27 protein-coding genes are annotated in these 25123 nt (G+C 71.5%); 9 read left to right on the top strand and 18 right to left on the bottom strand.

What is annotated here, in order from left to right:
* The first annotated feature begins 2 nt into the window (after positions 1–2).
* The 4 genes from J2Y69_RS09400 to J2Y69_RS09385 are packed head-to-tail and all read left to right on the top strand — an operon-like array spanning position 3 to position 3194.
* On the top strand, positions 3–980 hold the full coding sequence (locus tag J2Y69_RS09400) for a branched-chain amino acid ABC transporter permease (protein WP_310019938.1): 978 nt from the start codon (positions 3–5) through the stop codon (positions 978–980).
* Complete coding sequence (locus tag J2Y69_RS09395) at positions 970–1986, top strand: ABC transporter ATP-binding protein (RefSeq protein ID WP_396653067.1); 1017 nt, start codon at positions 970–972, stop codon at positions 1984–1986. The genes J2Y69_RS09400 and J2Y69_RS09395 overlap by 11 nt, the downstream gene beginning before the upstream one ends.
* Positions 1983–2747: an ABC transporter ATP-binding protein gene (locus J2Y69_RS09390; RefSeq protein WP_310019936.1), complete on the top strand. Its 765-nt coding sequence runs from the start codon at positions 1983–1985 to the stop codon at positions 2745–2747. Before J2Y69_RS09395 ends, J2Y69_RS09390 begins: the two co-directional genes overlap by 4 nt.
* Before the next feature lie 9 nt (positions 2748–2756).
* On the top strand, positions 2757–3194 hold the full coding sequence (locus J2Y69_RS09385) for a VOC family protein (protein WP_310019935.1): 438 nt from the start codon (positions 2757–2759) through the stop codon (positions 3192–3194).
* Between the two features lie 20 nt (positions 3195–3214).
* Here J2Y69_RS09385 and J2Y69_RS09380 read toward each other — a convergent pair whose 3' ends face one another.
* The 4 genes from J2Y69_RS09380 to groES all read right to left on the bottom strand — a co-directional run bounded on the left by J2Y69_RS09380 (position 3215) and on the right by groES (position 7047).
* A complete protein-coding gene (locus tag J2Y69_RS09380; RefSeq protein ID WP_310019933.1) occupies positions 3215–4150 on the bottom strand; it encodes a J domain-containing protein in 936 nt (311 codons plus the stop codon).
* A gap of 125 nt (positions 4151–4275) precedes the next feature.
* Complete coding sequence (locus J2Y69_RS09375) at positions 4276–5541, bottom strand: ABC transporter substrate-binding protein (RefSeq protein ID WP_310019930.1); 1266 nt, start codon at positions 5539–5541, stop codon at positions 4276–4278.
* A 125-nt stretch (positions 5542–5666) separates the two neighbouring features.
* Positions 5667–6593 (bottom strand): EamA family transporter RarD, encoded by a 927-nt coding sequence (gene rarD / locus J2Y69_RS09370; protein WP_310019928.1) that lies wholly within the window; start codon positions 6591–6593, stop codon positions 5667–5669.
* Positions 6594–6750: 157 nt separating this feature from the next.
* Complete coding sequence (gene groES / locus J2Y69_RS09365; RefSeq protein WP_231090549.1) at positions 6751–7047, bottom strand: co-chaperone GroES; 297 nt, start codon at positions 7045–7047, stop codon at positions 6751–6753.
* A 154-nt stretch (positions 7048–7201) separates the two neighbouring features.
* On the opposite strand from groES, the gene J2Y69_RS09360 reads away from it, so the two are divergent.
* Complete coding sequence (locus J2Y69_RS09360; RefSeq protein WP_310019925.1) at positions 7202–8389, top strand: class I SAM-dependent methyltransferase; 1188 nt, start codon at positions 7202–7204, stop codon at positions 8387–8389.
* Between the two features lie 57 nt (positions 8390–8446).
* Here the strand turns inward: J2Y69_RS09360 and J2Y69_RS09355 are convergent, their stop codons facing one another.
* The 8 genes from J2Y69_RS09355 to J2Y69_RS09320 all read right to left on the bottom strand — a co-directional run bounded on the left by J2Y69_RS09355 (position 8447) and on the right by J2Y69_RS09320 (position 14334).
* Positions 8447–9268, bottom strand: a complete 822-nt coding sequence (locus J2Y69_RS09355; RefSeq protein ID WP_310019923.1) for a hypothetical protein — start codon at positions 9266–9268, stop codon at positions 8447–8449.
* 433 nt (positions 9269–9701) lie between these two features.
* Positions 9702–10109, bottom strand: a complete 408-nt coding sequence (locus tag J2Y69_RS09350; protein ID WP_310019921.1) for a hypothetical protein — start codon at positions 10107–10109, stop codon at positions 9702–9704.
* Complete coding sequence (gene tsaD, locus J2Y69_RS09345) at positions 10106–11230, bottom strand: tRNA (adenosine(37)-N6)-threonylcarbamoyltransferase complex transferase subunit TsaD (RefSeq protein WP_310019920.1); 1125 nt, start codon at positions 11228–11230, stop codon at positions 10106–10108. Before tsaD ends, J2Y69_RS09350 begins: the two co-directional genes overlap by 4 nt.
* A complete protein-coding gene (gene rimI / locus J2Y69_RS09340) occupies positions 11227–11715 on the bottom strand; it encodes a ribosomal protein S18-alanine N-acetyltransferase (RefSeq protein WP_310019917.1) in 489 nt (162 codons plus the stop codon). Before rimI ends, tsaD begins: the two co-directional genes overlap by 4 nt.
* Complete coding sequence (gene tsaB, locus J2Y69_RS09335) at positions 11712–12338, bottom strand: tRNA (adenosine(37)-N6)-threonylcarbamoyltransferase complex dimerization subunit type 1 TsaB (RefSeq protein ID WP_310019915.1); 627 nt, start codon at positions 12336–12338, stop codon at positions 11712–11714. Before tsaB ends, rimI begins: the two co-directional genes overlap by 4 nt.
* 27 nt (positions 12339–12365) lie before the next feature.
* On the bottom strand, positions 12366–12794 hold the full coding sequence (tsaE, locus tag J2Y69_RS09330) for a tRNA (adenosine(37)-N6)-threonylcarbamoyltransferase complex ATPase subunit type 1 TsaE (RefSeq protein ID WP_310020058.1): 429 nt from the start codon (positions 12792–12794) through the stop codon (positions 12366–12368).
* A gap of 50 nt (positions 12795–12844) precedes the next feature.
* Complete coding sequence (alr, locus tag J2Y69_RS09325; RefSeq protein WP_310019913.1) at positions 12845–13954, bottom strand: alanine racemase; 1110 nt, start codon at positions 13952–13954, stop codon at positions 12845–12847.
* The gene (locus tag J2Y69_RS09320; protein WP_310019911.1) at positions 13951–14334 is read right to left on the bottom strand and encodes a holo-ACP synthase; all 384 of its coding nucleotides are present in this window, start codon (positions 14332–14334) and stop codon (positions 13951–13953) included. The genes alr and J2Y69_RS09320 overlap by 4 nt, the downstream gene beginning before the upstream one ends.
* A 272-nt stretch (positions 14335–14606) precedes the next feature.
* Here J2Y69_RS09320 and J2Y69_RS09315 point away from each other — a divergent pair, with 272 nt between their 5' ends.
* Positions 14607–15437, top strand: a complete 831-nt coding sequence (locus tag J2Y69_RS09315; RefSeq protein ID WP_310019909.1) for a DUF559 domain-containing protein — start codon at positions 14607–14609, stop codon at positions 15435–15437.
* A 125-nt stretch (positions 15438–15562) separates the two neighbouring features.
* Here the strand turns inward: J2Y69_RS09315 and glmS are convergent, their stop codons facing one another.
* Together glmS and coaA are read right to left on the bottom strand one after the other, a co-directional pair.
* On the bottom strand, positions 15563–17407 hold the full coding sequence (glmS, locus tag J2Y69_RS09310) for a glutamine--fructose-6-phosphate transaminase (isomerizing) (protein ID WP_310019907.1): 1845 nt from the start codon (positions 17405–17407) through the stop codon (positions 15563–15565).
* Positions 17408–17470: 63 nt separating this feature from the next.
* On the bottom strand, positions 17471–18421 hold the full coding sequence (gene coaA, locus J2Y69_RS09305; RefSeq protein WP_396653066.1) for a type I pantothenate kinase: 951 nt from the start codon (positions 18419–18421) through the stop codon (positions 17471–17473).
* Positions 18422–18477: 56 nt separating this feature from the next.
* Between coaA and J2Y69_RS09300 the strand changes: the two genes are divergently transcribed.
* Together J2Y69_RS09300 and J2Y69_RS09295 are read left to right on the top strand one after the other, a co-directional pair.
* Positions 18478–19443, top strand: a complete 966-nt coding sequence (locus tag J2Y69_RS09300) for a Ppx/GppA phosphatase family protein (RefSeq protein WP_310019904.1) — start codon at positions 18478–18480, stop codon at positions 19441–19443.
* Between the two features lie 4 nt (positions 19444–19447).
* Positions 19448–20293, top strand: a complete 846-nt coding sequence (locus tag J2Y69_RS09295; protein ID WP_310019902.1) for an arsenate reductase/protein-tyrosine-phosphatase family protein — start codon at positions 19448–19450, stop codon at positions 20291–20293.
* An 8-nt stretch (positions 20294–20301) separates the two neighbouring features.
* Here the strand turns inward: J2Y69_RS09295 and J2Y69_RS09290 are convergent, their stop codons facing one another.
* Complete coding sequence (locus J2Y69_RS09290; RefSeq protein ID WP_310019900.1) at positions 20302–21213, bottom strand: nucleotidyltransferase family protein; 912 nt, start codon at positions 21211–21213, stop codon at positions 20302–20304.
* 89 nt (positions 21214–21302) lie between these two features.
* The gene (locus J2Y69_RS09285; RefSeq protein ID WP_310019898.1) at positions 21303–21566 is read right to left on the bottom strand and encodes a PqqD family protein; all 264 of its coding nucleotides are present in this window, start codon (positions 21564–21566) and stop codon (positions 21303–21305) included.
* 117 nt (positions 21567–21683) lie between these two features.
* Here J2Y69_RS09285 and J2Y69_RS09280 point away from each other — a divergent pair, with 117 nt between their 5' ends.
* Positions 21684–22592: a helix-turn-helix domain-containing protein gene (locus tag J2Y69_RS09280; RefSeq protein WP_310019896.1), complete on the top strand. Its 909-nt coding sequence runs from the start codon at positions 21684–21686 to the stop codon at positions 22590–22592.
* On the opposite strand, the gene J2Y69_RS09275 is transcribed toward J2Y69_RS09280, so the two are convergent.
* Together J2Y69_RS09275 and J2Y69_RS09270 are read right to left on the bottom strand one after the other, a co-directional pair.
* Complete coding sequence (locus J2Y69_RS09275) at positions 22593–23639, bottom strand: P-loop NTPase family protein (RefSeq protein ID WP_310019895.1); 1047 nt, start codon at positions 23637–23639, stop codon at positions 22593–22595.
* Positions 23636–25075: a tyrosine-protein kinase domain-containing protein gene (locus J2Y69_RS09270; RefSeq protein ID WP_310019892.1), complete on the bottom strand. Its 1440-nt coding sequence runs from the start codon at positions 25073–25075 to the stop codon at positions 23636–23638. Before J2Y69_RS09270 ends, J2Y69_RS09275 begins: the two co-directional genes overlap by 4 nt.
* Positions 25076–25123: the final 48 nt, after the last annotated feature.

Genomic DNA, 25123 nt, shown 5'->3' with positions numbered 1-25123 from the left:
GCATGGACTTCGGCAGCATCTTCGGCAACACCGCGGCGTATCTGTTCAGCCCGGTCACGATCGCCTACGCCCTGGCCGCCACCGGCCTCGCCGTGCACTTCGGGTACGCGGGCCTGCTGAACTTCGGCATGGCGGCGTTCATGGCCGTCGGCGGATACGGCTACGCGATCTCGGTCCTCAGCTTCGGGCTCCCCTGGTGGCTCGGGATGCTCATCGGCCTGGCGTGCGGCGCGCTGTTCGCGCTGGTCCTCGGCATCCCCACCCTCCGATTGCGCGCGGACTATCTGGCGATCGCCACGATCGCGGCCGCCGAGATCGTGCGGCTCCTCTTCCTGACCGAGGTCTTCAAGAAGTGGACGAACTCCGCCGGCGGGCTCTCCGGCTACAGCACCGGCTTCCGGGACATCAACCCGTTCCCGCCCGGCACCTACGGGTTCGGGCCGTGGACCTACAACGAGAACGACCTCTGGAATCGCGTGTTCGGCCTGATCATGCTGGCGCTGGCCGTCTTCCTCGTGTGGGCGCTCATGCGCAGCCCCTGGGGACGGGTGCTCAAGGGGATCCGCGAGGACGAGGACGCCGTGCGCTCGCTCGGCAAGAACGTCTTCGCGTACAAGATGCAGGCGCTCGTCGTCGGCGGGATCATCGGGGCGCTGGGCGGGATCGTCTTCGTGCTCCCCTCGGCCGTCGTCCCCGGCAGCTACTCCACGTCCCTCACCTTCTTCCTGTGGACGATCCTCCTTCTCGGAGGGGCTGCGACCGTGTTCGGCCCGACGCTCGGCGCCGTGGTGTTCTGGGTCGTGTTCGCATTCCTCGGCAACCTCATCCCGCAGCTGGCTGCGGCGGGCTTCCTGCCGATGACCAACGTGCAGGCGGAGACCGTCCGCTTCGTCCTCGTGGGCGTCGTGCTCATGCTCATCGTGATATTCCGGCCGCAGGGCATCCTCGGAGACAAGAGGGAGATGACCTTTGTCAAGTGAGAACAGCGCGCCGGCCGCGGAGCCGGCGGCCCCGGCCGCGACGGGAGCAGCAGCCCGCCGCGTCAAGACCACGGGCCTCGCCAAGGGACCCGCGGCGCCCGGCGTGGCGAAGGTCGATCCGATCCTGGTGGCCGACGCGGTCACGCGGCGCTTCGGCGGCCTCACCGCGGTCGACGTCGATCATGTGGAGATCCCCCGCGGCGCGATCACGGCTCTGATCGGACCGAACGGCGCCGGCAAGACCACGCTGTTCAACCTGCTCTGCGGGTTCGACAAGCCGAACACCGGCACCTGGGAGTACGACGGCAAGAGCCTGGCGGGGGTCCCCTCGTTCAAGGTGGCGCGGATGGGGCAGGTGCGCACCTTCCAGCTCACGAAGTCGCTGTCGCTGCTGACCGTGCTGGAGAACATGAAGCTGGGCGCTCCAGGACAGCGCGGCGAGCGCTTCTGGACGAGCCTGTTCCCGTTCCTCTGGCGCCGCCAGGACAAGGAGATCGAGACGAAGGCGCGGGAGCTCCTGGCCCGCTTCAAGCTCGACGCCAAGGAGAAGGACTTCGCCGCCTCCCTCTCGGGCGGCCAGCGCAAGCTCCTGGAGATGGCACGGGCGCTGATGAGCGATCCGAACCTGGTGATGCTGGACGAGCCGATGGCGGGCGTGAACCCTGCCCTCACCCAGTCGCTCCTGGACCACATCCTCGGCCTCAAGGACCAGGGCATGACGGTGCTCTTCGTGGAGCACGACATGCACATGGTCCGCCACATCGCCGACTGGGTCGTCGTCATGGCCGAGGGCCGCGTCGTCGCCGAGGGCCCGCCAGAGACGGTGATGGACGACCCGGCCGTCATCGACGCCTATCTCGGCGCGCACCAGGACGTGGACCTCGGCGCCGTCACCGGCCGGATCCCGACGGTGGACCCCGCGGAGGCGACCGCGGTCCGCCGGGAGATCGAGGCCGAGGCCGAGCAGGAGATCGTCGCGCAGGACGCGGAGGAGGAGAAGCCATGACAGACCCCTCGACAGGGACCGGCGAGGACACGCGGGACGTCGTCGTCCAGCTGACCGACGTCCACGCGGGCTACCTGCCCGGCGTGAACATCCTGAACGGCGCCAACCTCGTCGCGCGCCAGGGCGAGCTGATCGGCATCATCGGACCGAACGGTGCGGGCAAGTCCACGCTGCTCAAGTCGATGTTCGGGATGGTCAACATCCGTGGAGGTGACATCACCCTCAACGGCGAGAGCATCATCGGCCTGAAGGCGGACAAGCTCGTCGCGCGCGGCGTCGCCTTCGTCCCGCAGACCAACAACGTCTTCCCGTCCCTGACCATCGCCGAGAACCTGCAGATGGGCCTCTACCAGCGGCCCAAGGCCTATGCCGAGCGACTGGAGTTCGTCACCGGGATCTTCGCGGAGCTCGGCAAGCGACTGAATCAGCGCGCCGGATCGCTCTCCGGCGGCGAGCGCCAGATGGTCGCGATGTCGCGCGCGCTGATGATGAACCCCTCCGTCCTGCTGCTGGACGAGCCCTCCGCCGGGCTCTCCCCCGTCCGCCAGGACGACGCCTTCATCCGCGTCTCGGACATCAACCGGGCCGGCGTCACGACCATCATGGTGGAGCAGAACGCGCGCCGATGCCTGCAGATCTGCGATCGCGGCTATGTGCTCGACCAGGGAAGGGACGCCTACGAGGGCTCGGGCCGGGACCTGCTGAACGATCCCAAGGTCATCGGTCTCTACCTGGGGACGCTGGGCCAGGACGCGGCCTAGGCTCGGCGCATGTCCATCAGGCTGGAGAACGTCGGCATCGCGGTCCGGGACCTCGATGCGGCGATCTCGTTCTTCACCGACCTCGGCCTCACGGTCATCGGTCGCGACACCGTCAGCGGGGACTGGGCGGACACCGCCGTCGGGCTCGACGGCAACCATGCCAGGATCGCGATGCTCCAGACGCCGGACGGCCACGGCCGCCTCGAGCTCTTCGAGTACATCCACCCCGAGGCCATCGAGACGGAGCCCACGCTCCCCCACGAGATCGGGATGCACCGGGTCGCCTTCTCGGTCGACGACCTGGACGCCGCCCTGGAGATCGCCGCGAGGCACGGGTGCCATCCGCTTCGCGGGGTCGCGACCTATGAGGACGTCTACAGGCTCACCTATCTCCGCGGCCCCAGCGGCATCCTCGTGATGCTCGCCGAGGAGCTGAAGAAGGCCTGACGCGAAGCCCTGACGGCGGCTCAGGCGAAGCGGATGGTCTGCTGGAGGCGGGTCCGCACATCGAACAGCTCGTTGCCGCCGACAGCCCGGGCCCCGGGGGCGCCCTGACGGAGGACGGTGCGCAGGGCGCTCCGTCGCGCGACGACCACGGTCGTCCCGCGGACGAGGCCGAGCGGCACGGTGGTCTGGGCGAGGGCGTCGTCGGGGACCACGACGATGCCGCCGCCGAACCGCACGCGCGCCGCGCGCGCGACGATCCGCATCCGGGTCAGGAGCGCGGTCACCGGCGCCTCCGCCTCCGTGTGCGGGCCGATGATCTCCCCTCCGCGGAAACGCGCGACGCCGCCGAGATCGACGGAGCGCACGCCGTACAGGCCGGTCGGGCTGAGGACCACGTGATCGAGCTTCCCCACCGCCTCCGGATCCGCCCCACCCGAACCCGCGCGGGGGATGGTCAGGACGTCGTGCCAGACCGTGAACCCCATGCCGAGGTCGGACACGGCGCGCGCTGTCTCCTCCTCGGAGAGGGCGTCGGCGAGCATCCGGCGGAGCTCGCGTGGCACGGTGCGGACGAAGGCGGGGTCGTACGGGTCCGGCACCTCTGCACCCGCCCATTCCCGGACCGAGGCGAGATACCGTCGCCGATGCCACCCGCCGGCCTGACCGTAGGAGCGTGCCCGCGGGCGGGAGCCCGCCTCGCCCTCGGAGCGCGAGGCTCCGCTCCACTCGACGGAGGCGGCGATGCCCTGTCCGCGGTCGTAGGCGGCGCGCCCCTCCGGCGTCCCCACGACCTCCCAGGCGCGCTGCACCCGGATGAAGGAGGCGGCGTCTCCGCCGGCGTCGGGATGCGCGCGTCGCAGCTGCAGCCGGTAGGCGCGACGCAGTCCCTCATCGTCGACGGACGGGTCGACGTCGAGCACCTCGTACGCCGACGCCGAGAGCGGGCTGTCGAACATCGCCCTCCTTCCGACCGCGGGATCCAGGCTATCCCGGGCGCAGCCAGGCTATCCCGGGGCGCAGGAAGAGGGGCCCCGGATCATCGATCCGGAGCCCCTCCCTCACCCGATGAGGATCGTCGTGATCACTTGATCCTGGTGTTGTTGTTGTCGGCGCCGTACTCGTAGACGCCGATGGCCGCGCCCTTCGGGTCGTTGTTCTCGTCGAAGGTGATCTCCCCCGAGAGGCCGTCGTAGTTCGCGGTCCCGCCGTCGTTGATGATCTTGGCGCAGTCGGCGAACGTGGTGCACTTCTTCCCGTCGCCCTCGCCGCCGGAGACCTCGCGCATCTTGCCCGCCATGTCCTTGCCCGCGACGGAGCCTGCCTTGAGCGATGCGAGCGCGATGAGGATGACCGCGTCATAGGCCTCCGCCGAGTAGGTCACGTCGTTGATCGGCTTCTGACCGCTCGCGGTCCAGACCTTGTTCAGCTGCGCCAGGAAGTCGTCCGGGAGCTTGGCACCGGCACGCGTCCCCTTGGATCCCTCGAGCTTGATCGGCAGGTTGTCCACCGCGTAGTTCGAGAGGTTCCCATCGACCATGTAGAGCTTGCCGGTGTTGATGCCGGCGTTGCCGAGCAGCGGCGCGATGGTCTTGAACTGCTCGTAGGAGACGACGGCGACCGCATCGGGCTTCGCCGCGGCGATCGTCTGCACCTGGGCGTCGAACTGGCCGTCGCCCTGGTTGTAGGAGGCCTCGGCGACGACCTTGCCGCCGGTGCTCTCGAACGTCGCCTTGATCGCCTCGTACAGGCCGGAGCCGTACGGGTCGTTCTGGTAGATGATGCCGAGCGTCTTGTTGCCGTCCTCCGCGATCTGGGTGCCGAGCACCTCGCCCTGGAGCAGGTCGCTCGGAGCGGTGCGGAAGTACATCGAGTTGATCCCGGTGAAGTCCGGCGAGGTGTTCGACGGCGAGACCGTGAGGATGCCGCTGCCGACGTTGCCGTCGAGGATGAGCTTGCTGACGCTGGACGACGCGGCGCCGACGACGGCCGTGACGCCCTCGCTCTGCAGCTTGGTGATCGAGGTCTCGTACGACTTGTTGTCGAGGTCGCCCTCGTCCGCACTGCTCAGCTCGATCGTCACCCCGGCCTTGGCGTCGTTGACCTGCTGGACAGCGAGCTGGACGCCGGCCTCCATCGGCGCACCGAGGAACGCGAGCGTCCCGGTCGCCGGCAGCAGCGAGCCCAGCTTCAGGGTGAGGTCGGCGGCGGGCTTCGAGCCCCCGCCGGATGATTCGGTGGGCGTCGCCCCGGACGTGCCGCTGCAGCCGGCGATCACCAGGGCGGACGCGCTGAGCAGCGCGATTCCCGTGAGGGCCTTTGCCACCCGCGAACCCGTGAGTGCGTTCATGATGCTCCTTTGCGTGACTGAACGTGGTCGGGCGTCTCCGGACGACCACACTCGGGTGCCTCAACCATAAAGCGCGCGGAACCCCGTTCCCCGGCCGCTTTGTCTCGGTGCGCTAACGATCGGGTTCAGACGGGCTCGACGATCTCCGTCCGACGCGCCCGTCGCGCCGAGAGGAGCATGTCGGCGACGAACACGGCGATCGCGATCCAGACGATGACGAACCCGATCCAGCGCTCTGCGGGCATCGGCTCGCCGCGGAGGACGGCCCCGACGATGAACTGCATGATGGGCGTGATGAACTGGATCATCCCGACCACCGTCAGCCCGATCCGGCGGGTCCCCGCCGCGAACAGCAGCAGCGGCACGGCGGTCGCCACCCCCGCGAAGGCCAGGAGGACGGCGTGCGTCGTTCCGGCCGTGCCGAGGGTGATCCCCGACGTCGTGCCGACGAGGACCAGCTGCACGACCGCGACGGGGATGAGCCAGAACGACTCCAGCGTGAGGCCGCTGACCGCGTCGACCGCGGGGCCGATCCGCTTCTTCACCAGGCCGTAGAGCCCGAACGACGCGGTCAGGGACAGGGCGATCCAGGGGAACGAGCCGTAGGCGAAGACGATCACGAGCACGGCGATCGACGCGATGCCGATGGCGGTCCACTGCAGGGGGCGGATCCGCTCGTGGAGCACGAAGACGCCGAGCAGCACCATCGTGATCGGGTTGATGAAGTACCCGAGGCTCGTCTCGATGATGTGCCCGGACAGGGTCGCGATGACGAAGACCTGCCAGTTGACGTAGATGAGGACGCCTGCCAGGGCCGTCCACCCGAGCAGGCGGGGCTGACGGACGATGGCGAGCAGCGCCAGCCACCCCCGCATCACCGTGAGGAGGATCAGACAGAACACGAGCGACAGCAGGACCCGCCAGGCGACCAGCTCCCAGGGCCCGGTCGGGACCAGCAGCAGGAAGTAGAGCGGGAGGACTCCCCAGAGGAGGTAGGCGCCGGCCGTGAAGGCGACGCCGGCGGTCTGGGCGCTGCGGGGCGGGGATGTCACCGGACAACCCTATTCCCGGGCACGGGACCCGGGATCTGCGGGAGCGGCGTCGCGGCCGGAATGGCAGGATCCCTCGGGAGGCTGGCCGAGTTCCGCCGGGGACGGCGAAGGGCCCGGATGCCGAGGCATCCGGGCCCTTCGCTCTCAGGGTGTCGCGTCAGCGGACGACGACCGCGAGGACGTCGCGAGCCGACAGCACGAGGAACTCCTCGGCGCCGAACTTCACCTCGGTCCCGCCGTACTTGCTGTAGAGCACGCGGTCGCCGACGGCGACGTCGAGCGGAACGCGGTTGCCGTTGTCGTCGATCCGGCCGGGACCGACGGCCACGACCTCGCCCTCCTGGGGCTTCTCCTTGGCGGTGTCGGGGATGACCAGGCCACTCGCGGTGGTCTGCTCGGCCTCGACCTGCTTGATGACGATGCGGTCCTCGAGCGGCTTGATGGAAACCGACACGGTCTACCTCTTTCTTGACGGTTCAAAGACTCGTTAGCACCCTCAGCCCGAGAGTGCTAACGACAGTCTAGGCACAACGCTGGCACTCCCGCAATGCGAGTGCCAGCCGTCCGGACGCGCGAGCGCGCCCGCCCCGGCGTCCTAGGCTGATCCCGTGGAGATGTCCGAGCTGACCGCGCTGCTGACCCCGGAAGGTCTGCGCCTGCTCGACGCGATCGGGCCGATCGAGACGACCGACGAGGCCGCCCGCGCCGTCTCGCGTCTCCGCGCCGGCGGACACGGTCCGGACCTCGTCGGGGCGGTCGTCGGACAAGCGCGACTCCGTGCGAAGGCGCGGGGGAAGTTCGGGCCGTTCGCCGACCGGATGCTCTTCACGCGCGCCGGCCTCGAACAGGCGACCAGGCTCGGCGTCGCCGCCCGGCACGCCGGGCGGATCCGTGCGGCGGGCGTCTCCCGGGTCGCTGACCTCGGCTGCGGCATCGGCGGCGACGCGCTCGCCTTCGCCGGGGCGGGACTTCGGGTCACCGCGGTGGACGCCGATGAGATCACCGCCGCCCTCGCCGCCTTCAACCTCGCCCCCTTCGGGGAGGACGCCGAGGTCAGGCACGGCACGGCCCAGGACACGGACCTCGACGGGATCGACGCCGTGTGGCTCGATCCCGCCCGCCGCACCGCGGGACACCGCGAGACCACGCGGGTCGCCGCCGCCGACTATTCCCCTCCGCTGGACTGGGCGCTCGCTCTCGCCGAGCGCACTCCGACGGGCATCAAGCTCGGCCCCGGTCACGATCGCGACGCGCTGCCCGCCGACTCCGAGGCCCAGTGGGTGAGCGCGGACGGCAGCGTCGTCGAGCTCGTGCTGTGGTCGGGCGCCCTCGCGCGGGAGGGGATCCGCCGCGCGGCCACCGTGATCCGCGGCGAGGAGACGCATGAGCTCACCGCCGCCGCCGACGCGCCGGACGAAGGGGTCCGCGAGCTGGGCGCCTACATCCACGAGCCGGACGGCGCGGTGATCCGGGCGCGGCTCATCGGCGACCTCGCCAGGGGGATGGACGCGGGGATGCTCGACGAGCACATCGCCTACCTCACGTCCGATGCCCCCGCCGAGAGCCCGTTCGCGGCCTCGTTCCGCGTGCGCGAGGTGCTGCCGATGCACCCCAAGACGATCAGCGCCGCCCTGCGCGCGGCCGACGTCGGCCGGCTGGAGATCAAGAAGCGCGGCGTGGACGTCGACCCCGCTGCCTTCCGCAGGAAGCTGACGCTGAAGGGGTCGGAGCAGGCGACGCTCATCCTCGTCCGGATCGGGGACCGGAGGCAGGCGATCCTCGCCGACCGCCTCTGAGCGGCCCCGTAGCTCCTCGAAGTCGCTCCTTCAAGCCGTCGCTCGCCGCCGATGCCGTCACTCGATGCGGGTGCCCCAGAAGGGCGGGGGCTCTCCGATGGTGATGGTCAGATACGGCATCTGACCCTGCTTGAACCGCAGCTCGAGCAGGGCGGCGTCGCGCCCGTCCTCACCCGGCATGCCGAGCGTGATCCGCTGCTCGGGCTCGATGGTCATCGCCTCCGTCGACGATCCGGCGCCGATCGTCAGCTCCTGGCGCGGCGCGGCCGGGATGCAGCTGCGGACGTCGCCGTCGGTCGCGGTCTCGACCAGCAGGCACCTCTCCTCCCTGGAGGAGAGGAGCCAAATAGGCATGGCGCCGAGATACCCGACGATCGAGGGGTGGGACTCCCTGTCGTCGGCCATCAGCCGCTCGGCGGTCTGGCGCTCCGCGGTTGTGAGCCCCATGTACTTCCACAGATCCTCGCCCCGTTCGTAGGACTGCAGCACGCCGGCGGGCACGCCCGACCCGCTCAGGAGCAGCTGCGCGTCATAGCTCGTCCCCGTCGTCGTGCCGTCGCTGTAGTCCGGCATGTAGACGATGCTGTTCCTCATCTCGTTCTTCGCCGAGCACGCCGAACGGACGGCCTGCCCCTCGATGTCGAGCATCCCGCACAGCAGCGCCCCGTCGTTGCGGGTCCCGAACCAGAGCAGCGCCTCACCCTCGACGGCCAGCAGGGCGATCGACCCCCGATCGAGTTCCTCGGAGTTCCGAAGGAGCTTGTCCCTGCGCTCCTCCTGCTCGGACGTGAGCGGGAGAGAGATGTCGGGCGGGCGAGGGATCGAGACGCCGATCAGGGTGCCGACCGCGAGCAGCGCGATCACCGCGATGCCCAGCACCCGCGGGCGAGGCCATCCCGGCCCGACCCACCGAGACCGCGTCCGAGATGGGGGTCGAGACGACGGCGGAGACGGCGGAGGTTCGCTCCCCGCCGCGACGTCATCGGCGGCCGGGCCCTCATGCGCCGAATCCTCCCGAGCCGCACCCTCGCGAGCCGAGTCGTCACGAGCCGCACCCTCGCGAGCCGAGTCGTCACGAGCCGTATCCCGACGCGCCGGGGCGTCGTCGGGGGCGCTCTCGTGCGCATCGACTGTCCGCGCCGCGGATCCGCCCGGCTCGCTCCCGGATCCGCCCGCCACGGACTGCAACCGGCGCAGTCTCGCCTCCTCCTCGGCCGTCAGCGCCGTACCGCGTGGTCCGTACGCGCGTCGCTGGAGCTCTTGCCGCTCGCGGACCTCGTCGTCCGTGCCCATCTCTCCCCCTTCGGACGGCTCAGGTGCCGAACAGACCGAATCCGTAGGCGGCCCAGACCAGCCATCCGGCGCTGTACAGGCAGGCGACCGCCCCCAGGACGAGCGCCCACACCGCCATCGTCCTGCTCTCCGACGGGTGGCGCAGCGACATGATCGCCGCGATCACCGCGATCACCGCGACCGGGATCCCCCAGCCGACGAAGAACGAGGCCAGGAGCGCGACGAGCGCCGCCAGCAGCGCCCAGGGCGCGAGCCGCGGTTCGTCCGGGGCCGGCCGCTCCGCCCTCCCGTCGGAGGGCGTCCACTCGGGCGAGGAGGGGACGACTCCCCCGTCGCTCAGATCCGGTCCGCTCTCCACGGTCACGGCGGACGGCGCGGTCGGCAGCTTCGCGTACCGGGCCGGATCCGCGTCGCCTCTGCCGCTCATGCCCCGGTCCCGCCGTCCTCGATCGCGCCCACCGGGGTCTCAGCTACCGGGGCCTCAACCACCGGGATCTCCGCTACCTGGATCTCCGTGACGGGCAGGGTCGAGTCGGCGCCGAAGGCGAACGTGGAGGGGCGACGGCCCGAGGAGATGAGCTCGGCGGCGAGCGCCGCGATCATCGCGCCGTTGTCGGTGCAGAGGCTGAGTGGCGGGATGCGCACGGTGACGCCGACCGCCTGGGCGCGCGCGAGCGTCTGCTCGCGCAGACGGCGGTTGGCGATGACGCCGCCGCCGAGGAGGAGTCGGGGGACGCCGAGGTCGGCGCACGCGGCGAGCGCCTTGGTCACGAGGACATCGACGACCGCCTCCCGGAAGCTCGCCGCGACGTCCGCCACCGGGACCGGTTCCCCTGCGGCCTCCGCCCGCTCGATCCACCGGGCGACCGCGGTCTTCAGGCCCGAGAAGGAGAAGTCGTAGCGATGCCGCGCGAGGTCCGAGGCGCGGGACAGCCCGCGGGGGAAGGCGATGGCCCGCGGGTCGCCGTCCGCGGCCGCACGATCGATCTCCGGTCCGCCGGGATAGGGCAGGCCGAGGAGCCGCGCGACCTTGTCGAAGGCCTCGCCCGCGGCATCGTCCATCGTCTCGCCGAGGAGCTCGACGTCGGACGTGAGGTCGCGCACGTGCAGGAGGGAGGTGTGACCGCCGCTGACCAGCAGGGCGATCGTCGGATACTCCAGCGGCGGCGCGTCCCGGTCGAGGATGTCGGCGGCGATGTGCCCGACGAGGTGGTTCACCGCGTAGAGGGGCTTGCCGAGCGAGGCGGCGAGTCCCTTGGCCGCGCCGATCCCGACCATGAGGGCGCCGGCGAGCCCCGGCCCGCTCGTGACGGCGATGGCGTCGAGGTCCTCCATCCGCACGCCCGCCTCGTCCAGCGCGGCGCGGATCGACGGCTCCAGCGCCTCCAGATGCGCGCGGGCGGCGACCTCGGGGACGACCCCGCCGTACCGGGCGTGCTCGTCCATGCTGGAGGCGATCGTGTTCGACAGCAGGGTGCGTCCGCGCACGATCCCGATCCCGGTCTCGTCACAGCTCGTCTCGATCCCGAGCACCAGCGGAGCGCTCATGCGGAGGCCTCCTTCCCGACGGGCGCTCCCGCCGCGCCGCGGGTGAGCGGGGCCTTCATCACGATCGCGTCCATGCCGTCCGGTCGGTAGTAGCGCGGACGGCGTCCGATCTCCTCGAACCCCTCCGAGGCGTACAGGGCGATCGCCGGCATGTTGTCGGCGCGGACGTCGAGGAAGACCTCGCGCGCGCCCCGCTCGGCGGCCACGGCCACGAGCGCGCGGAGCAGGCCGCGTCCTCGTCCCTCGCCGCGATGGGCCGCGTCGATCGCGATGGTCTGGATGTCGGCGTCCCTCGATCCCTGGACGGCGCGGAGCCCGGCGTATCCCACGACCCGCCCGTCGTCCTCCTCGTCGACGACGTAGTGGCCGTGGGCGCCGGCGAGCTCGGCCGACATGGACTGCTCGCTCCAGGCGTCGCCAGGGAAGGCGGCGTGCTCGAGCGCCATGATCGCCGCCAGGTCCGCGGGCGTCGCGGGGCGGATCATGAGCCGACCCGCTTGGGCGCAGCGGGCGGGCGCGCATCCGGGGCGCGGAGGTACAGCGGCTCGGGCCCGGTGAGCGAGCGGCCGGCGGCGATCGCCCGGCGCCCCACCCGCGCCAGCGCCGCGGCGGAGAGGGAGGAGACCTCCACGCACCGGATCGCGCCGAGCCGCTCCTCGACCTCGGCGCGCGGCACCAGCACCGTGTCGACGACGGCGTGCGGGATGCCGTCCACGTCCAGCCCCTCGTACACGGTCACGGCGGCCTCGCGGCGACGCGCATCGGTGACGATCGCGAACGGCCCGGCCTGCGCGCCGCCCTCGATCGCCGTGAGCGCCGCGGCGGCGTGGCTCGGGACCCGGACGACGGGTATCCCCCGCCCCAGCGCGAAGGCGCGGGCGGCGGCGATGCCGATCCGGAGACCGGTGAAGGGCCCCGGTCCCATTCCCGCCACGACGTGCGCGATCGGGCGATGCGCGTCGTCGGCCTCCAGCGCCCGCAACAGCAGGCCGCCGATCGCCTCGGCGTGCCCGAGGGCGTCGGCGCTGGAGACGTCGGCGATCGTCGCGCCGTCGGCGCCGATGAGCGCGACGGCCGAGCCCAGCGAGGTGTCGACGGCGAGGATCACTCCTCCAGGGTAGTCGGCGGTAACTGATCAGGGCATGTGGCGGATCGTCACGAGCCGTGGGGCGTCGGCGTCGAGCTCCTCGTCGGGCACGACGTCGGCGCCGCCGCCGATCGGCCGCTCCAGCTCGATGTCCCACCACTCGTCGGCGAGCTCCTCGGCGACGCCGCGCCCCCACTCGACGACGACGACGGATCCCGCGACATCGACGTCGAGGTCGTCGAGCTCCGCAGCCGATCCGAGCCGATAGGCGTCCATGTGCACGAGCGGCGCGCGACCGACCAGCGACGGATGGGTCCGTGCGAGCACGAACGTCGGGCTCTGCACGGGACCGCGCACGCCCAGCCCCTCGGCGAGCCCGCGGGTGAAGGTGGTCTTCCCCGCCCCGAGCGGGCCGGTCAGCACGATGACGTCCCCCGCGACGAGCTGCGCGCCGATCTCGCGGCCGAGCTGCTCCATCGCCTCCGCCGTCAGGATCTCCCGCCGACCGAGCGGCACCCCGCGGTCGCTCACGACACCGTCCGCCTCGGCACGCGCGCGCCGATGCGCGTGACGATCTCGTAGTTGATCGTGTCCGCCGCCCGCGCCCATTCGGTCGCCGAGGGGTGGCCGAGCGTCGGATCGCCGAACAGCACCGCCTCGTCGCCGACGGAGACGGCGTGATCGCCCACGTCCACGACGAACTGGTCCATCGCGATCCGTCCGGCGACGGGGAACCTCTTCCCCCCGATCAGCACCGGCCCCCGGCCGGAGGCCTGGCGCGGGACGCCGTCCGCGTAGCCGAGCGGCACGAGGGCGAGCGTCGTCTCGCGCTCGGCGCGGTGGACGTAGGAGTAGGAGACGCCGGTTCCCGCCGGGACCCGGCGCACCGCGGCGATCGCGGCGCGGAGGGTCATCGCCGGACGGAGGCCGAGGTCGGCGGAGGAGCGGTCATCGAACGGCGAGAGCCCGTACACGCCGATGCCGATGCGCACCGCGTCGAGGCGGGTCTCCGGGAGGTCGATCGCGGCGGCGGTCGCCGCAAGGTGCCGGATCTCGGGACGGACGCCGGCGGCCTCGGCCATCTCCGCGGCCCGCTGGAACTCCCCGAGCGCGGCGCGGTCCTCGTCGCCCGAGGCATTGGAGACGTGGCTGAACAGGCCGACGATGCGGATCCGCCCGATCCGCTCCAGACGAGCGGCCTCGGCGAGCACCCGGCCCCAGTCGCCCGGGGCGACGCCGTTGCGGGAGAGGCCGGTGTCGACCTTGAGGTGCACGCCGAGCGGGCTGTTCACCGAGGCGGACGCGGCGACGGCCTCCAGCTGGTCGAAGGAGGACACCCCCACCTCGAGCCCGGCCTCCGCGGCGTCGTCGAATCGCCGGTTCGGCGCGTGCAGCCAGGCGAGGATCGGACCGTTCACGCCCTGGCGGCGCAGGTCCAACCCCTCCTCGATCGTGGCGACGCCGATGCGCGACGCGCCACCGGCGCGGGCCGCGACCGCGACGGCCGCGGACCCGTGCCCGTACGCATTGGCCTTGACCACCGCGATCACGTCCACGCCGGTGAGCCGGCGGAGATGGCGGACGTTGTCGCTGACGGCGTCGAGGTCGATCGTGGCCTCGCGGAACGGCACGGTCATCCTGGCTCCTCGGCGGTCGGGGCGGCGGGCTGTCCCTCGGCGACGACGAGGGCGGTGGCAAGGCCCGCGTCGTGGCTCAGGGTGAGGTGCATCGTCGTGATCCCCCGGTCCCGCACGACGTCGGCGGTGGAGCCGGACAGCACGAACAGCGGGCGCCCCGAGGGCTCCGAGGCGACCTCGATCTCGGTCCAGTGCACGCCGTCCGATCCGCCGAGCGCCTTGATCAGGGCCTCCTTCGCCGCGTACCGCGCGGCGAGCGAGTGCATCCGCAGGCCGCGCTCGGCCGGCGCGAACAGGCGTTCGAGTAGCTTCGGCGTCCGGGCCATCGTCCGCTCGAACCGCGCGATGTCCACGAGGTCGATTCCGGTCCCGATGATCACCGGATCAGCCTACCGGCGCCCCGTCTCCCCGGCCCGTCCCGCCCCGCCTGCCCTGCCCGTCCCGCCCTGCCCTGCCCGTCCTGCCCCAGCCATCCGGGGGCCGGATGCATGGAGTTCCCCCGGCTGCTGGCCATCCGGGGCAGGCCCGGGCCGCCGTCCGGGATATCTCCCGCCATCTGCTCCGCCCTCCACAGGACCGTTGCCAGCGGGGTTCTCCACGGGTTGCGGGTCAGGCGGGTCACGCACGCCCGTCCATCGATCAGGATCGGCGGATGCTGGATCCTCACTCGCTCCTCATGATCAGAGGCGGGGTCGCCCGCGGCAGCGAGCTCGCCGCACACGGCTGCACGCGCAAGGCCCTCTCCGGCGCCGTCCACCGCGGCGAGATCCTGCGCGTCCGTCCCGGCGTCTTCGCGGCGCGGTCCGCGCCACCGGACATCGTCGCCGCGGCCGCCCACGGCGGCGCACTGACCTGCGGCGGCGCGCTCCGCCACCACGGCGTGTGGACTCTCGACGATGACGAGGGCACGCACGTGTGGCTCGGCGCGGGCGGACGCGTCCACGATCATGGCCGGTGCGACTGCGTCGCCCACTTCCGCCCTGGCAGGATGCGCCTCGGCGCCGCCCCGGTCGAGCTCGCGCTCGTGCACGCGTACGACTGCCACGGTGGGGAGTACTTCTTCGCGGCGTTCGAGTCCGCATGGAACGCCCGCCTGCTCGGCGCGGCCGCACGTTCCCGCGTCCGCGCCGCGATCCCGGCATCGGCGCGATGGCTGGTGGACCTCGCCCGGGCGGATGCGCAGAGCGGGATCGAATCACTGGTGAGACTGCGTCTGCACCTGCTCGGGATCCGGATGGAGAGCCAGGTCTGGCTCTCCGGCGTCGGTCGCGTGGACTTCGTGATCGAGGGGCGGATCGTGCTCGAGGCGGACGGACGGGAGAACCACGAGAGCCGTTCCCGACGGCACCACGACCTGCACCGCGACGCCGTCGCCTCCCGGCTCGGATACGAGACGCTGCGCTTCGACTACGCGATGATCATCCACGACTGGCCGACCGTCGTCGAGGCCGTGCTCGCCGCGCTGGCCCGAGCCCGCGCATGATCGGGACAGATGCATGGACGTTCCCCGTATGGCGGGCGACCGGAGGCCGAAGCCCCGGCCGGACGGGGAATCTCCCGCCATCCGTACCTCGACCCGCCAGGCCAAGACCCGCCCGGAGCCGGCGGCTACTCGACGGTGACGGACTTGGCGAGGTTCCGCGGCTGGTCCACGTCCAGGCCCTTGGCCGTGGCGAGCGCCATGGCGAAGATCTGCAGCGGGACCACGGCGAGGAGCGGCTCGAACAGCGCTCCGGCGAGCGGGATGCGGATCACCTCGTCGGCGAAGGGCAGCACCGCGGCGTCGCCCTCCTCCGCGATGACGATCACGCGGGCGCCCCTGGCGCGGATCTCCTGGATGTTGGAGACGACCTTCGCGTGCAGGAGGGCGGAGTGCCGCGGCGACGGGACGATGACGAACACGGGCTGACCCGGCTCGATGAGGGCGATAGGACCGTGCTTGAGCTCGCCGGCGGCGAAGCCCTCGGCATGGATGTAGGAGATCTCCTTGAGCTTCAGCGCGCCCTCCAGCGCGATCGGGAAGCCCACGTGGCGGCCGAGGAAGAGCACCGAGCGGGTGTCGGCCATCCATCCGGCCAGCTGCGACACGTGCGCCTGCTCGCCCTCCAGCACCTTCGCGATCTTCGCGGGCAGCGCCTCGAGCTCGGCGACCTCCGCCGCGCTGTCCTCCAGCGCACCGCGGATGCGGCCCATGTGCAGGCCCAGCAGGAGGAGCGCGGTGATCTGCGCGACGAACGCCTTGGTCGAGGCGACGGCGACCTCGGGGCCGGCGTGGGTGTAGACCACCGCATCCGACTCGCGGGGGATCGTGGCGCCCTGGGTGTTGCAGATGGAGAGGGTCCTGGCACCCCGTTCGCGGGCGTACTTCACGGCCATGAGCGTGTCCATCGTCTCGCCGGACTGGCTGATGGAGACGACGAGGGTGTTCTCCCCGATCACCGGGTCGCGGTAGCGGAACTCGTGGGCGAGCTCGACGTCGGCGGGGACGCGCGCCCACTGCTCCAGGGCGTACTTGCCCACCATCCCCGCGTAGGCGGCCGTGCCGCAGGCGATGATGATGATCCGGTCGATGCTCTGGAACAGCTCGTCCAGGCCGTCGAGCTCCGGGATCGCGACGGCACCGTCCTGCACCCGTCCGCGGATCGTGTTGGCGACGGCCTCGGGCTCCTCGGCGACCTCCTTGGCCATGAAGCTCGGCCAGCCGCCCTTCTCGGCCGCCGCGGCGTCCCAGGACACCTCGAACGGCTCAGGCTCGACGGCGTTGCCCTCGAAGTCGGTGACGACGACCGCGTCGGGCGTGATCGCGACGATCTGGTCCTGGCCGATCGCGAGCGCGCGCCGGGTGTGCTCCACGAAGGCGGCGACGTCGGAGCCGAGGAAGTTCTCCCCCTCGCCGAGGCCGATGACCAGCGGCGAGTTGCGGCGCGCACCGACGACGAGGCCGGGCTGGTCCTGGTGCATCGCGAGGAGGGTGAACGCGCCTTCGAGGCGGTTGACGACCGCGCGGAAGGCCTGCTGCAGGTCTCCGGTGCGCCGGTACTCCCGCCCGAGGAGCGCGGCGGCGACCTCGGTGTCGGTCTCGGACCGGAAGACGACGCCCTCGGCCTCGAGCTCGGCGCGGAGCGTGGCGAAGTTCTCGATGATGCCGTTGTGGATCAGGGCGAGCCGGTCATCGTCCGCGAGATGCGGATGGGCGTTGACGTCGGTCGGGCCACCGTGCGTCGCCCAGCGCGTGTGCCCGATCCCGGTCGTGCCGGGTGCGAGCGCGTGCGCGACGAGCTCGTCGCGGAGCATGTTCAGCTTCCCGGCCTTCTTGCGCATCCCGAGCGCGCCGTCGCCATCGATCACGGCGATGCCGGCCGAGTCGTAGCCGCGGTACTCCAGGCGGGCGAGTCCGGCGATCAGGACGTCCTCGCTCGAACGGGGACCCACGTATCCGACGATTCCACACATGGGGTCAAGGCTACGTCCGCATTTTTGCGAAGGCTCCGAACGAACTTCTGGCCGGCCCTCGCGTCAGAGCTTGCGGAGCAGCACGCTCTCCACCGAGTGCCCCGCGCCCTTGTTCAGCACCAGGGTCGCCCGGTGCCTGGTCGGCATCACGTTCTCGACGAGGTTGGGCATGTTGATCTCGTTCCAGTACCCCATCGCGGTGGACACCGCCTCCTCGTCGGTGAGGTGCGCGAACACGTTGAAGTACGAGCTCGGGTTGGTGAACGCCCCCTGGCGCAGCGCCAGGAACCGCTCCACGTACCACTGCGCGATATCGTTCGGCTCGGCGTCGACGTACACCGAGAAGTCGAACAGGTCGCTCACGGCGACGTCGTTGGGCGCGGGCGGGGGCTGCAGGACGTTGAGCCCCTCGACGATCACGACGTCGGGGCGACGGACCACGACGTGCGCGTCCGGGACGATGTCGTAGCGCATGTGCGAGTAGAAGGGCGCGCGGACCTCCTCCGCACCGCTCTTGACGCGGGTGAGGAACTCCAGGAGCGCGCGACGGTCGTAGGACTCCGGGAACCCCTTGCGCTCCATGAGGCCGCGCCGCTCGAGCTCGGCATTGGAGTAGAGGAACCCGTCGGTGGTCACCAGCTCCACCCGGGGCGTGCCCGGCCAGCGGCTCATCAGCTCGCGCAGCAGGCGCGCGATCGTCGACTTGCCGACGGCCACGGATCCGGCGACGCCCACCACGAACGGCGTCGTCTCGTCGTCCTCCTGCAGGAAGTCGCTGGTCGCGGCGCCCAGCCGCTTGGTCGAGGTCGCGTAGAGGCTCAGCAGACGGCTGAGGGGCAGGTAGACCTCGCGGACCTCGGTCAGGTCGAGGCGATCGCCGATGCCGCGGATCTCCACGACCTCGGTCTCGGTCAGGGGCTGGTCCAGGTCCGCGGCGAGACGCGCCCAGTCCGCGCGATCGATGCGGCGGTACGGCGACAGCGGCGCGGTCGGGTCGGAGCTCACGCGCTCCATCGTATCCGCGCGCCGGTGCCGGGCGTGGCGGCCCCCGGCACCGGTATCCTCGACACGTGCGCCTCGGAGTCCTCGACATCGGATCCAACACCGTGCATCTGCTCGCGGCCGACGTCCACCCCGGCGGGCGGCCGCTGGCGACGACGAGCGACCGCACCATCGTCCGCCTCATGCGCTACCTCACCCCCGCCGGGGCGATCAGCGAGGAGGGCGTCGTCGCGCTGGTGTCCGCCGTCGCGCAAGCCCGTCGCGTCGCCGAGCACGAGCGGGTCGACGCGCTGCTGGCCACCGCCACCAGCGCCGTCCGGGAGGCGGCGAACGGCGCCGAGGTCATCGCGCGGATCGAGGAGGCGCTCGGCCAGGAGCTGCAGGTGCTGGATGGCGAGACGGAAGCGCGGCTGACCTTCCTCGCCGTGCGCCGGTGGTTCGGCTGGGCGGCGGGCCGCATCCTGCTGTTCGACATCGGCGGAGGGTCTCTCGAGCTCGCCACCGGCGCCGAGGAGCTCCCCGACCTTGCCGCCTCCGTCCCCCTGGGCGCCGGCCGCATGACCGTGCAGTTCCTCCCGGACGACCCGCCGGGCGAGGAGGCGGTCGAGCATCTGCGCGCGCACGCCGCCGAGACCATCGCCCCGATCGCCGCCGCCTTCACCGCACAGGAGCGCCCGGATCACGTCGCCGGATCGTCCAAGGCCATCCGGTCGCTCGCCCGGCTCGTCGGCTACCCCGCCGCGGGGCGGGCCGGTGCCGAGCGGGTGCTGCTGCCGCGGGCCTCCCTGGGGTCCTGGATCCCGCGACTGGCGCGGCTGCCCGCCTCCGCCCGGCAGGAGCTGCCGGGGATCACGCCCGACCGCACCTTCCAGATCGTCGCGGCGGCCGTCGCGCTGCACACCGCGATGACCGCCATGCGGGTGGACGAGCTCGAGGTCTCCCCCTGGGCCCTTCGCGAAGGCGTGCTGCTGCGCTACATCGAGCACCTCGAATGGGACGTCCAGGGGAACCCTCTGGGGAACCCCCTAGGGTGATGCCATGGACGACAGCACCGGACGCCCGCTGACGCGCCGCGAGTGGCGCCGCCTGCACGCCGAGGCCGCGCAGCAGGCCGACGCGACCCCCGCGGACGACACGGCCCCCAGGGCCGGCGAGACTCCCCCAGCCGCTGAGGCTCCTGCCACCGCCCCGGATGCGCCAGAGAGCAGCGTCCCCCACGACGCCCCCCGGGACGCGCCAACGGGTGGCGACTTCTCCCTCGCGACGATGTTCGCCTCGTCCGGGGCGGACAAGGAACCGCAGCAGCCGACCATCCTCACCGTGTGCACGGGCAACATCTGCCGCTCGCCGCTGGCCGCGACCCTGCTCGCCACCCGGCTGAGCGATCTGGACATCCGCGTCGCGAGCGCCGGGACGCAGGCCCTGGTCGGTCATGGGATGCCCGAGCCCGCTCAGCGGATCGCGCTCGCCGCGGGTGCCGACCCGGTGCTCGTGTCCGACCACGAGGCGCGACTCCTCACGGAGCAGCGGCTCGGCGCCGACCTCGTCCTCGGCATGACCGCCGAGCATCGCACGTTCGCCGTCCACCTCGCGCCCAGCGGACTGCGCCGCACCTTCGCGCTCCGCGAGTTCGCCCGGCTCGCCCGGACGCTCTCGGACGAGGAGCTGCAGAGGGCCGCCGCCGCTGCGGGCAGCGATCCGCGCACCCGGTTGACGGCGGTCGTGACGACGGTCGCGGACCGCCGGGGAACGGCTCCCGCAACGGGGGACGAGGACATCGTGGACCCGTATCGGCAGCCCTTCTCCGTCTACGAGGAGTCGGCGGCACAGCTCGTCCCCGCCCTCGACGAGGTGGAGCGCGTCGTCCGGATCGCCATCGGCTGAGGCGCCGCTCAGCTCCGCCCGAACGTCCCTCGCAGGTAGTGCCACAGCGCGATCGCGCCGCGCCGCCAGCGCAGACGCCGGTGCGCCCAGGCCTCGGCCACGGTCGGCCGGTGCAACGGGTCGTTCCGCGGGATGTCGTCCCGCGAGATCCAGAGGGCGCGGAAGAGGAGAGCGGGCTTGCGATGCAACGGCGCGCCGCGGAAGGCGGCGAGCCAGGACACCGCGGCGCCGTCCTCGATCGTCTTCCGGTTCGTCGCCCAGAGCCGCTGCTGGTGCGCGTCGATGTCGACGACGACGGGGACCCCGATCCGCTCCAGCACCTCGCCCAGCACCCACTGCGCGGCTCCCGCGCGGGCGATGCCGAGGAAGTCCTCGCGATCCGCATCGTCGAAGTCGTTCGCCACGATGTCGACGATGCGCTCGAGCTCCGAGGAATGACGGATCGACCGCGTGTACCGCAGCGAGTGCAGCGCGCCGATCACGGCCGCTCCGGCGCGGGACGGGACGGCGATGTCGACGTGCGCCACCTCCATCGAGGCGCGCGTCTCCCAGAGCCGGTCGAACGTGGCCGCACGGTCGGCGAAGAACCCGGGGAAGTACACATGGACGTCGATGTCGTTCGGCCACCCCTCCCTGATCAGGGTCACCGAGTGCTGCTCCATCAGCGACGGGACGTCCCGTTCGAGCCTCGGCCGCCAGCCGCCCGCCTTCAGCAGCTCGCAGAACTCGTCGAACCGCCTCGGGTCGACGAGGACGTCCGCATCTGCCGCGATGCGCGGCTCGCGCAGCTCGTACCGGTCAGAGACCAGGCCCTTGATGGACAGGGCACGAATGCCGCTGCGCTGCGAGACCACGGCGAGGTAGGCATGGGTGAGCTCGTTCGCCTCGGTGAGCGAGAAGTTCGATGCGAGCGTGTCCATCGACTCCCCTCCCTCGACATCCTGACCATGACCATACACGCGCCCGCGCAGGGCGTCAGCCGCCGTGGTCGGCGGCGGCGTTCCCCTGGCTAGCCGTCGACCAGCGCGTCCTCGCGGAGCCGGGCGATCACGCCCTCCACATCCTGACGGATCTGATCCGACGGGAGCTCGAAGGCGACGGCGATGTTCTCGACCAGCGCCTCCACCGTGAGCGGTCCCTCCAGCGCGATCTCCTCCCAGACGAAGGCGGCGGTGCCCTCCAGCACGAGCGGCGTCGCATCGGGCCGCGAGAGATCGAGCGCGACGATGCGCTGATCGCTCTGCGTCCACGCCACGTCGTCTCCGATCCGCACGGTGCCCCTTTCCCGAATCGCTCCCTTGGTAGCCTAGCGAGTGTCCGGCTGTCCCCCGCTCCGGATCGGCCGGCGCCTGCGTGCACCTGCCGCGATCCCCCACCCCTCCCCGAGAAGATGCCCGCTTCTGCGATCACGCGGTTGCTCGCCAACCACCTGGGCCTCGACGCCCACGGCTCCGGCCTGCTCGCCGCCCGTTCCTTCCGCTCGATCGACGTGACCCTGCACCGGACACGCGAGTCCACCGTCTGGGCCTGGGGCGATGGCCAGGCGCCCCTCACCCATGCCGCCGTCATCCTGACCGGCGACGGCAAGGGGATCCCTCCCGCCGCCGACAGCGACCGCATCGGGCTCTTCCTCCCACCCGGGGAGACGCTCTCGATCGAGTGGGACCGCAGCACCGAGGTGCTGGCGGTCTGGACACCGATCGAGGCGCTGGTCGACTTCACGGAGGGCACGGTCCCCGGGCGTTCCGACCTGCCGTCATCCCCCTTGACGACCGGCCTGCGCGCGTTCGCCTACTCCCTCGCCCGACAGCCGGACGAGGGGTCCTCGATGGCCCGCTATGCGGTCGAGCGTCTCCTCGCCGAGATGATCTTCGGCGCGCTCCTCGAGCAGGAGTCGGTGGAGTCCGCCCAGCGCAGCTCCTCCTCCCTCCTCGAACGCGCGCGCTCGGCCATGCTGATGAACCGGGAGGACCCGGCGTTCGGCCCCGCCCAGCTCGCCGCGGAGCTGCACATCTCGGCACGACAGCTGCAGCGCGCCTTCGCGCGCCTCGAGACGACGCCCGGCGACGCGCTCCGCCGCATGCGGGTCGAGCTCGCCGAGTCGCTGCTGCGCAACGCGGTCTACGCGCGCCTCACCGTCGACGAGCTCGCCCGGTACTCGGGCTTCTCCTCGGCGCTGCAGCTGCGCCGCGCCATGCGCGCGGAAGGACTGCCCAGCCCGTCGGCCTACCGGCGGAACGACCCCATCGGGAACGACTCCATCGGGAACGATCCGATCGGGGACGATCAGATCGGATGATCAGCGCGCGGTGAGGACACCGGCGGCGACCAGCTCGTCCGCGGCCGCCCCTACGAGCTCCCGCGCGTCGGCACCGTCCGGTGCGCCGAAGGCCTCGACCACCGCGGCGACGATCCCGTCGAGATCGAGCCCCGCACGGGCCGAGAGCCAGATCACCGGCGCGATCCCGTCCAGCACCTGCACCCGGCCGTCGGCGAGCAGCGCGAGCCGCTCGTCCACGAGGATCGCATCCCGGGAGGGGCTCGTGTCGAAAGGGCCTCCGTCGACGGCGGGCGGCGCTGGCTGCCATGCACGGTCCTGGGGCGAGCTGTCCAGGAGCGCGGGAACGGTCGCGGCGACCGTGGAGGCGTCCGGATAGCTCAGCCGGACCACTCCCCCGACCGCGTCGCACAGCTCCGCGAGCTCCTGCAGCGGGCGCTCCAGATCGGCGAGATAGCTCAGCTGGGGCACGAGGTCGGGGACCGCGTCGAGGAAGGGGACGTGCTCGACGCGCACGGCGTCCAGTCCCGGGTCGCGTTCGAGGAGCGCGAGCGCCGAGAGGCGCAGCGCGGCGGAGGGCAGACCCTTCATCCCCGCGTCCTCGGGAGAGATCTGCTTCTTCGGCAGGGCGGGACGAACCACCGAGAGCGGCTTGCGGTACGGGTGGATCCGGAGGTCGACGTCCACCCCTATCGTCTCGTCGGAGACATAGCCGTACTCCTGGCTGAGCGCACGGCTGAGCGTCGTCTTGCCGCGCCCGGACGGCCCGACGAACGCAGCGACCCGGCCCCGCTCGTCGGCGACGCCCGCCGCGTGGAACATGATCAGGCCGCCGCGGCGATGGTCCAGGGCCTCCAGGGTGACTCGCATGGACAGGGTCTCGAGCACCTGGTCCTCGTCACCGGGGATCAGGTCGATCGTGCGATCCGGTGTCCGCCCCTCGACGATCGCCCCTCTCCAGACGGTGCGGATGCTCTCCACGAGCGCCTCGGGCGCGTCGTCCGGCAATGCGATGCGGACGACTGCTCCGAGGGCGACGACGTCGACGGGCGTGATCACGACGGTCACGACCTGGTGATCTCGCCGGCGCTCTTGTCGTTGCCTTTCTCGGTCTCCCGGCGGTAGTACTCGCCGTGGTACTGGTAGCCGTAGTACGCGGCTCCCGCGCCGCGTCGCGGGACGCGGTTCAGGACGATGCCCAGGGCACGCGCGTCCGCCCGCTCGAGGTTGCTCAGGGCCTTGCCCAGCACCTCGTACGTGGTCTTGCCGACGGTGGCCACCACGATGGCGCCGTCCGCGCTGTGCGCGAGCACGGCGGCATCGGTCACCGGGATCAGCGGAGGTGCGTCGATGATGACGACCGCCTCCCGCGCGATCGAGGCGAGCAGCTCGCGCATGCGCGACGACCCGAGCACCTCGCTGGGGTTCGGCGGCACCTTGCCCGCGCCCACGACGAGGAGGTTGCCGTCACCGAAGCGCTGGGCGACGTCGGAGACCTTGGCCCGCCCGGCGAGCACGTCCGAGACGCCGGCGCCGGCGGTGAGGCCGAAGATCGTGCTGATCATGGGACGACGCAGGTCGCCGTCGATGAGGACGACGCGCTGGCCGCTCGACGCGAGCGTGATCGCCAGGTTCGACGCCGTCGTCGACTTGCCGTCACCGGGCAGCGGGCTGGTGACGACCATGATCCGCGGCGGGTTGTCGACGTCCATGAACTGGATGTTGGTGCGCAGCTCGCGCATCGCCTCGGCGATCGGGAACAGGTGGGCGTTCGCGCTGCCCGTGGTGTTCCCGCCGTCGAAGGGGATGAGGCGGTTGTCGGCGGTGAAGGTCTTCTCCTCGGGGATGGTCCCGACGACCGCGACGCCGGTCTCCTTCTCCACAGACTCCACGGAGCGGATGCGGCGGTCGAGGGTGTAGCGGAGCAGACCGTAGGCGATCGCGATCGCGAGACCGGCGAGCGCACCGATCAGGAGGGCGAGGCGCAGGTTCGGCGAGGAGGGGCTCGCGGGAAGCCGTGCCGAGTCGATGGGGGTGAGGACCATCGCGCCGCCCGATTCGAGCTTCTCCACCTCTGCGACCATGGCCTGCGCCCACGCCTCGGCGACGTCGCGCGCCTGCTCCGGCGTCGAGGCGGACGCGGAGATGCGGATCGACGGCGTGTCGAGCGTGTTGCTGACCGACACCCGCGAGACCAGCGACTCCGGCGACGCGTCCAGGCCGAGCTCCTTGATCACACGATCGGCCACGGCGCGCGACTGCCCCAGTTCGACGTAGGTCTTGACCTTCGCGATCGCGAGCGTGTTGCCGATCGAGGCGGAGCCGAGATCACCGGAGCCGCCCTGCGACGACCCCTTGGGCTGCACGACGGCCGTCGTGTCCGCGGTGTAGACCTTCGGCTGGAGCAGGGTCCACCCGAAGGCGACGGCGACGCCCGCAACGATGATGAGGATCATCCCGAGCCAGTGTGCCCGGAACACTCTCAAATAGTCGCGCAGATCCATTGACGATCCCCCTCGTTTGCCCACGATTCGGGCGCCAATCCATAATTC

The organism is Microbacterium resistens (assembly GCF_031456305.1).
Lineage (GTDB): Bacteria > Actinomycetota > Actinomycetes > Actinomycetales > Microbacteriaceae > Microbacterium > Microbacterium resistens_A.
The sequence above is the reverse complement of the archived record's forward strand: the minus strand, read 5'-3'. Positions and strand labels throughout refer to the sequence as shown.

Bases quoted from the DNA above. Each gene is read 5' to 3' on its own strand.
- J2Y69_RS09400 (WP_310019938.1), top strand. From the start codon at position 3: ATGGACTTCGGCAGCATCTTCGGCAACACCGCGGCGTATCTGTTCAGC.
- J2Y69_RS09390 (WP_310019936.1), top strand. From the start codon at position 1,983: ATGACAGACCCCTCGACAGGGACCGGCGAGGACACGCGGGACGTCGTC.
- J2Y69_RS09385 (WP_310019935.1), top strand. From the start codon at position 2,757: ATGTCCATCAGGCTGGAGAACGTCGGCATCGCGGTCCGGGACCTCGAT.
- J2Y69_RS09380 (WP_310019933.1), bottom strand. From the start codon at position 4,150: ATGTTCGACAGCCCGCTCTCGGCGTCGGCGTACGAGGTGCTCGACGTC.
- J2Y69_RS09375 (WP_310019930.1), bottom strand. From the start codon at position 5,541: ATGAACGCACTCACGGGTTCGCGGGTGGCAAAGGCCCTCACGGGAATC.
- J2Y69_RS09350 (WP_310019921.1), bottom strand. From the start codon at position 10,109: ATGAGCGGCAGAGGCGACGCGGATCCGGCCCGGTACGCGAAGCTGCCG.
- tsaD (WP_310019920.1), bottom strand. From the start codon at position 11,230: ATGAGCGCTCCGCTGGTGCTCGGGATCGAGACGAGCTGTGACGAGACC.
- rimI (WP_310019917.1), bottom strand. From the start codon at position 11,715: ATGATCCGCCCCGCGACGCCCGCGGACCTGGCGGCGATCATGGCGCTC.
- tsaE (WP_310020058.1), bottom strand. From the start codon at position 12,794: ATGGAGCAGCTCGGCCGCGAGATCGGCGCGCAGCTCGTCGCGGGGGAC.
- alr (WP_310019913.1), bottom strand. From the start codon at position 13,954: ATGACCGTGCCGTTCCGCGAGGCCACGATCGACCTCGACGCCGTCAGC.
- J2Y69_RS09315 (WP_310019909.1), top strand. From the start codon at position 14,607: ATGCTGGATCCTCACTCGCTCCTCATGATCAGAGGCGGGGTCGCCCGC.
- glmS (WP_310019907.1), bottom strand. From the start codon at position 17,407: ATGTGTGGAATCGTCGGATACGTGGGTCCCCGTTCGAGCGAGGACGTC.
- coaA (WP_396653066.1), bottom strand. From the start codon at position 18,421: ATGGAGCGCGTGAGCTCCGACCCGACCGCGCCGCTGTCGCCGTACCGC.
- J2Y69_RS09295 (WP_310019902.1), top strand. From the start codon at position 19,448: ATGGACGACAGCACCGGACGCCCGCTGACGCGCCGCGAGTGGCGCCGC.
- J2Y69_RS09290 (WP_310019900.1), bottom strand. From the start codon at position 21,213: ATGGACACGCTCGCATCGAACTTCTCGCTCACCGAGGCGAACGAGCTC.
- J2Y69_RS09280 (WP_310019896.1), top strand. From the start codon at position 21,684: ATGCCCGCTTCTGCGATCACGCGGTTGCTCGCCAACCACCTGGGCCTC.
- J2Y69_RS09270 (WP_310019892.1), bottom strand. From the start codon at position 25,075: ATGGATCTGCGCGACTATTTGAGAGTGTTCCGGGCACACTGGCTCGGG.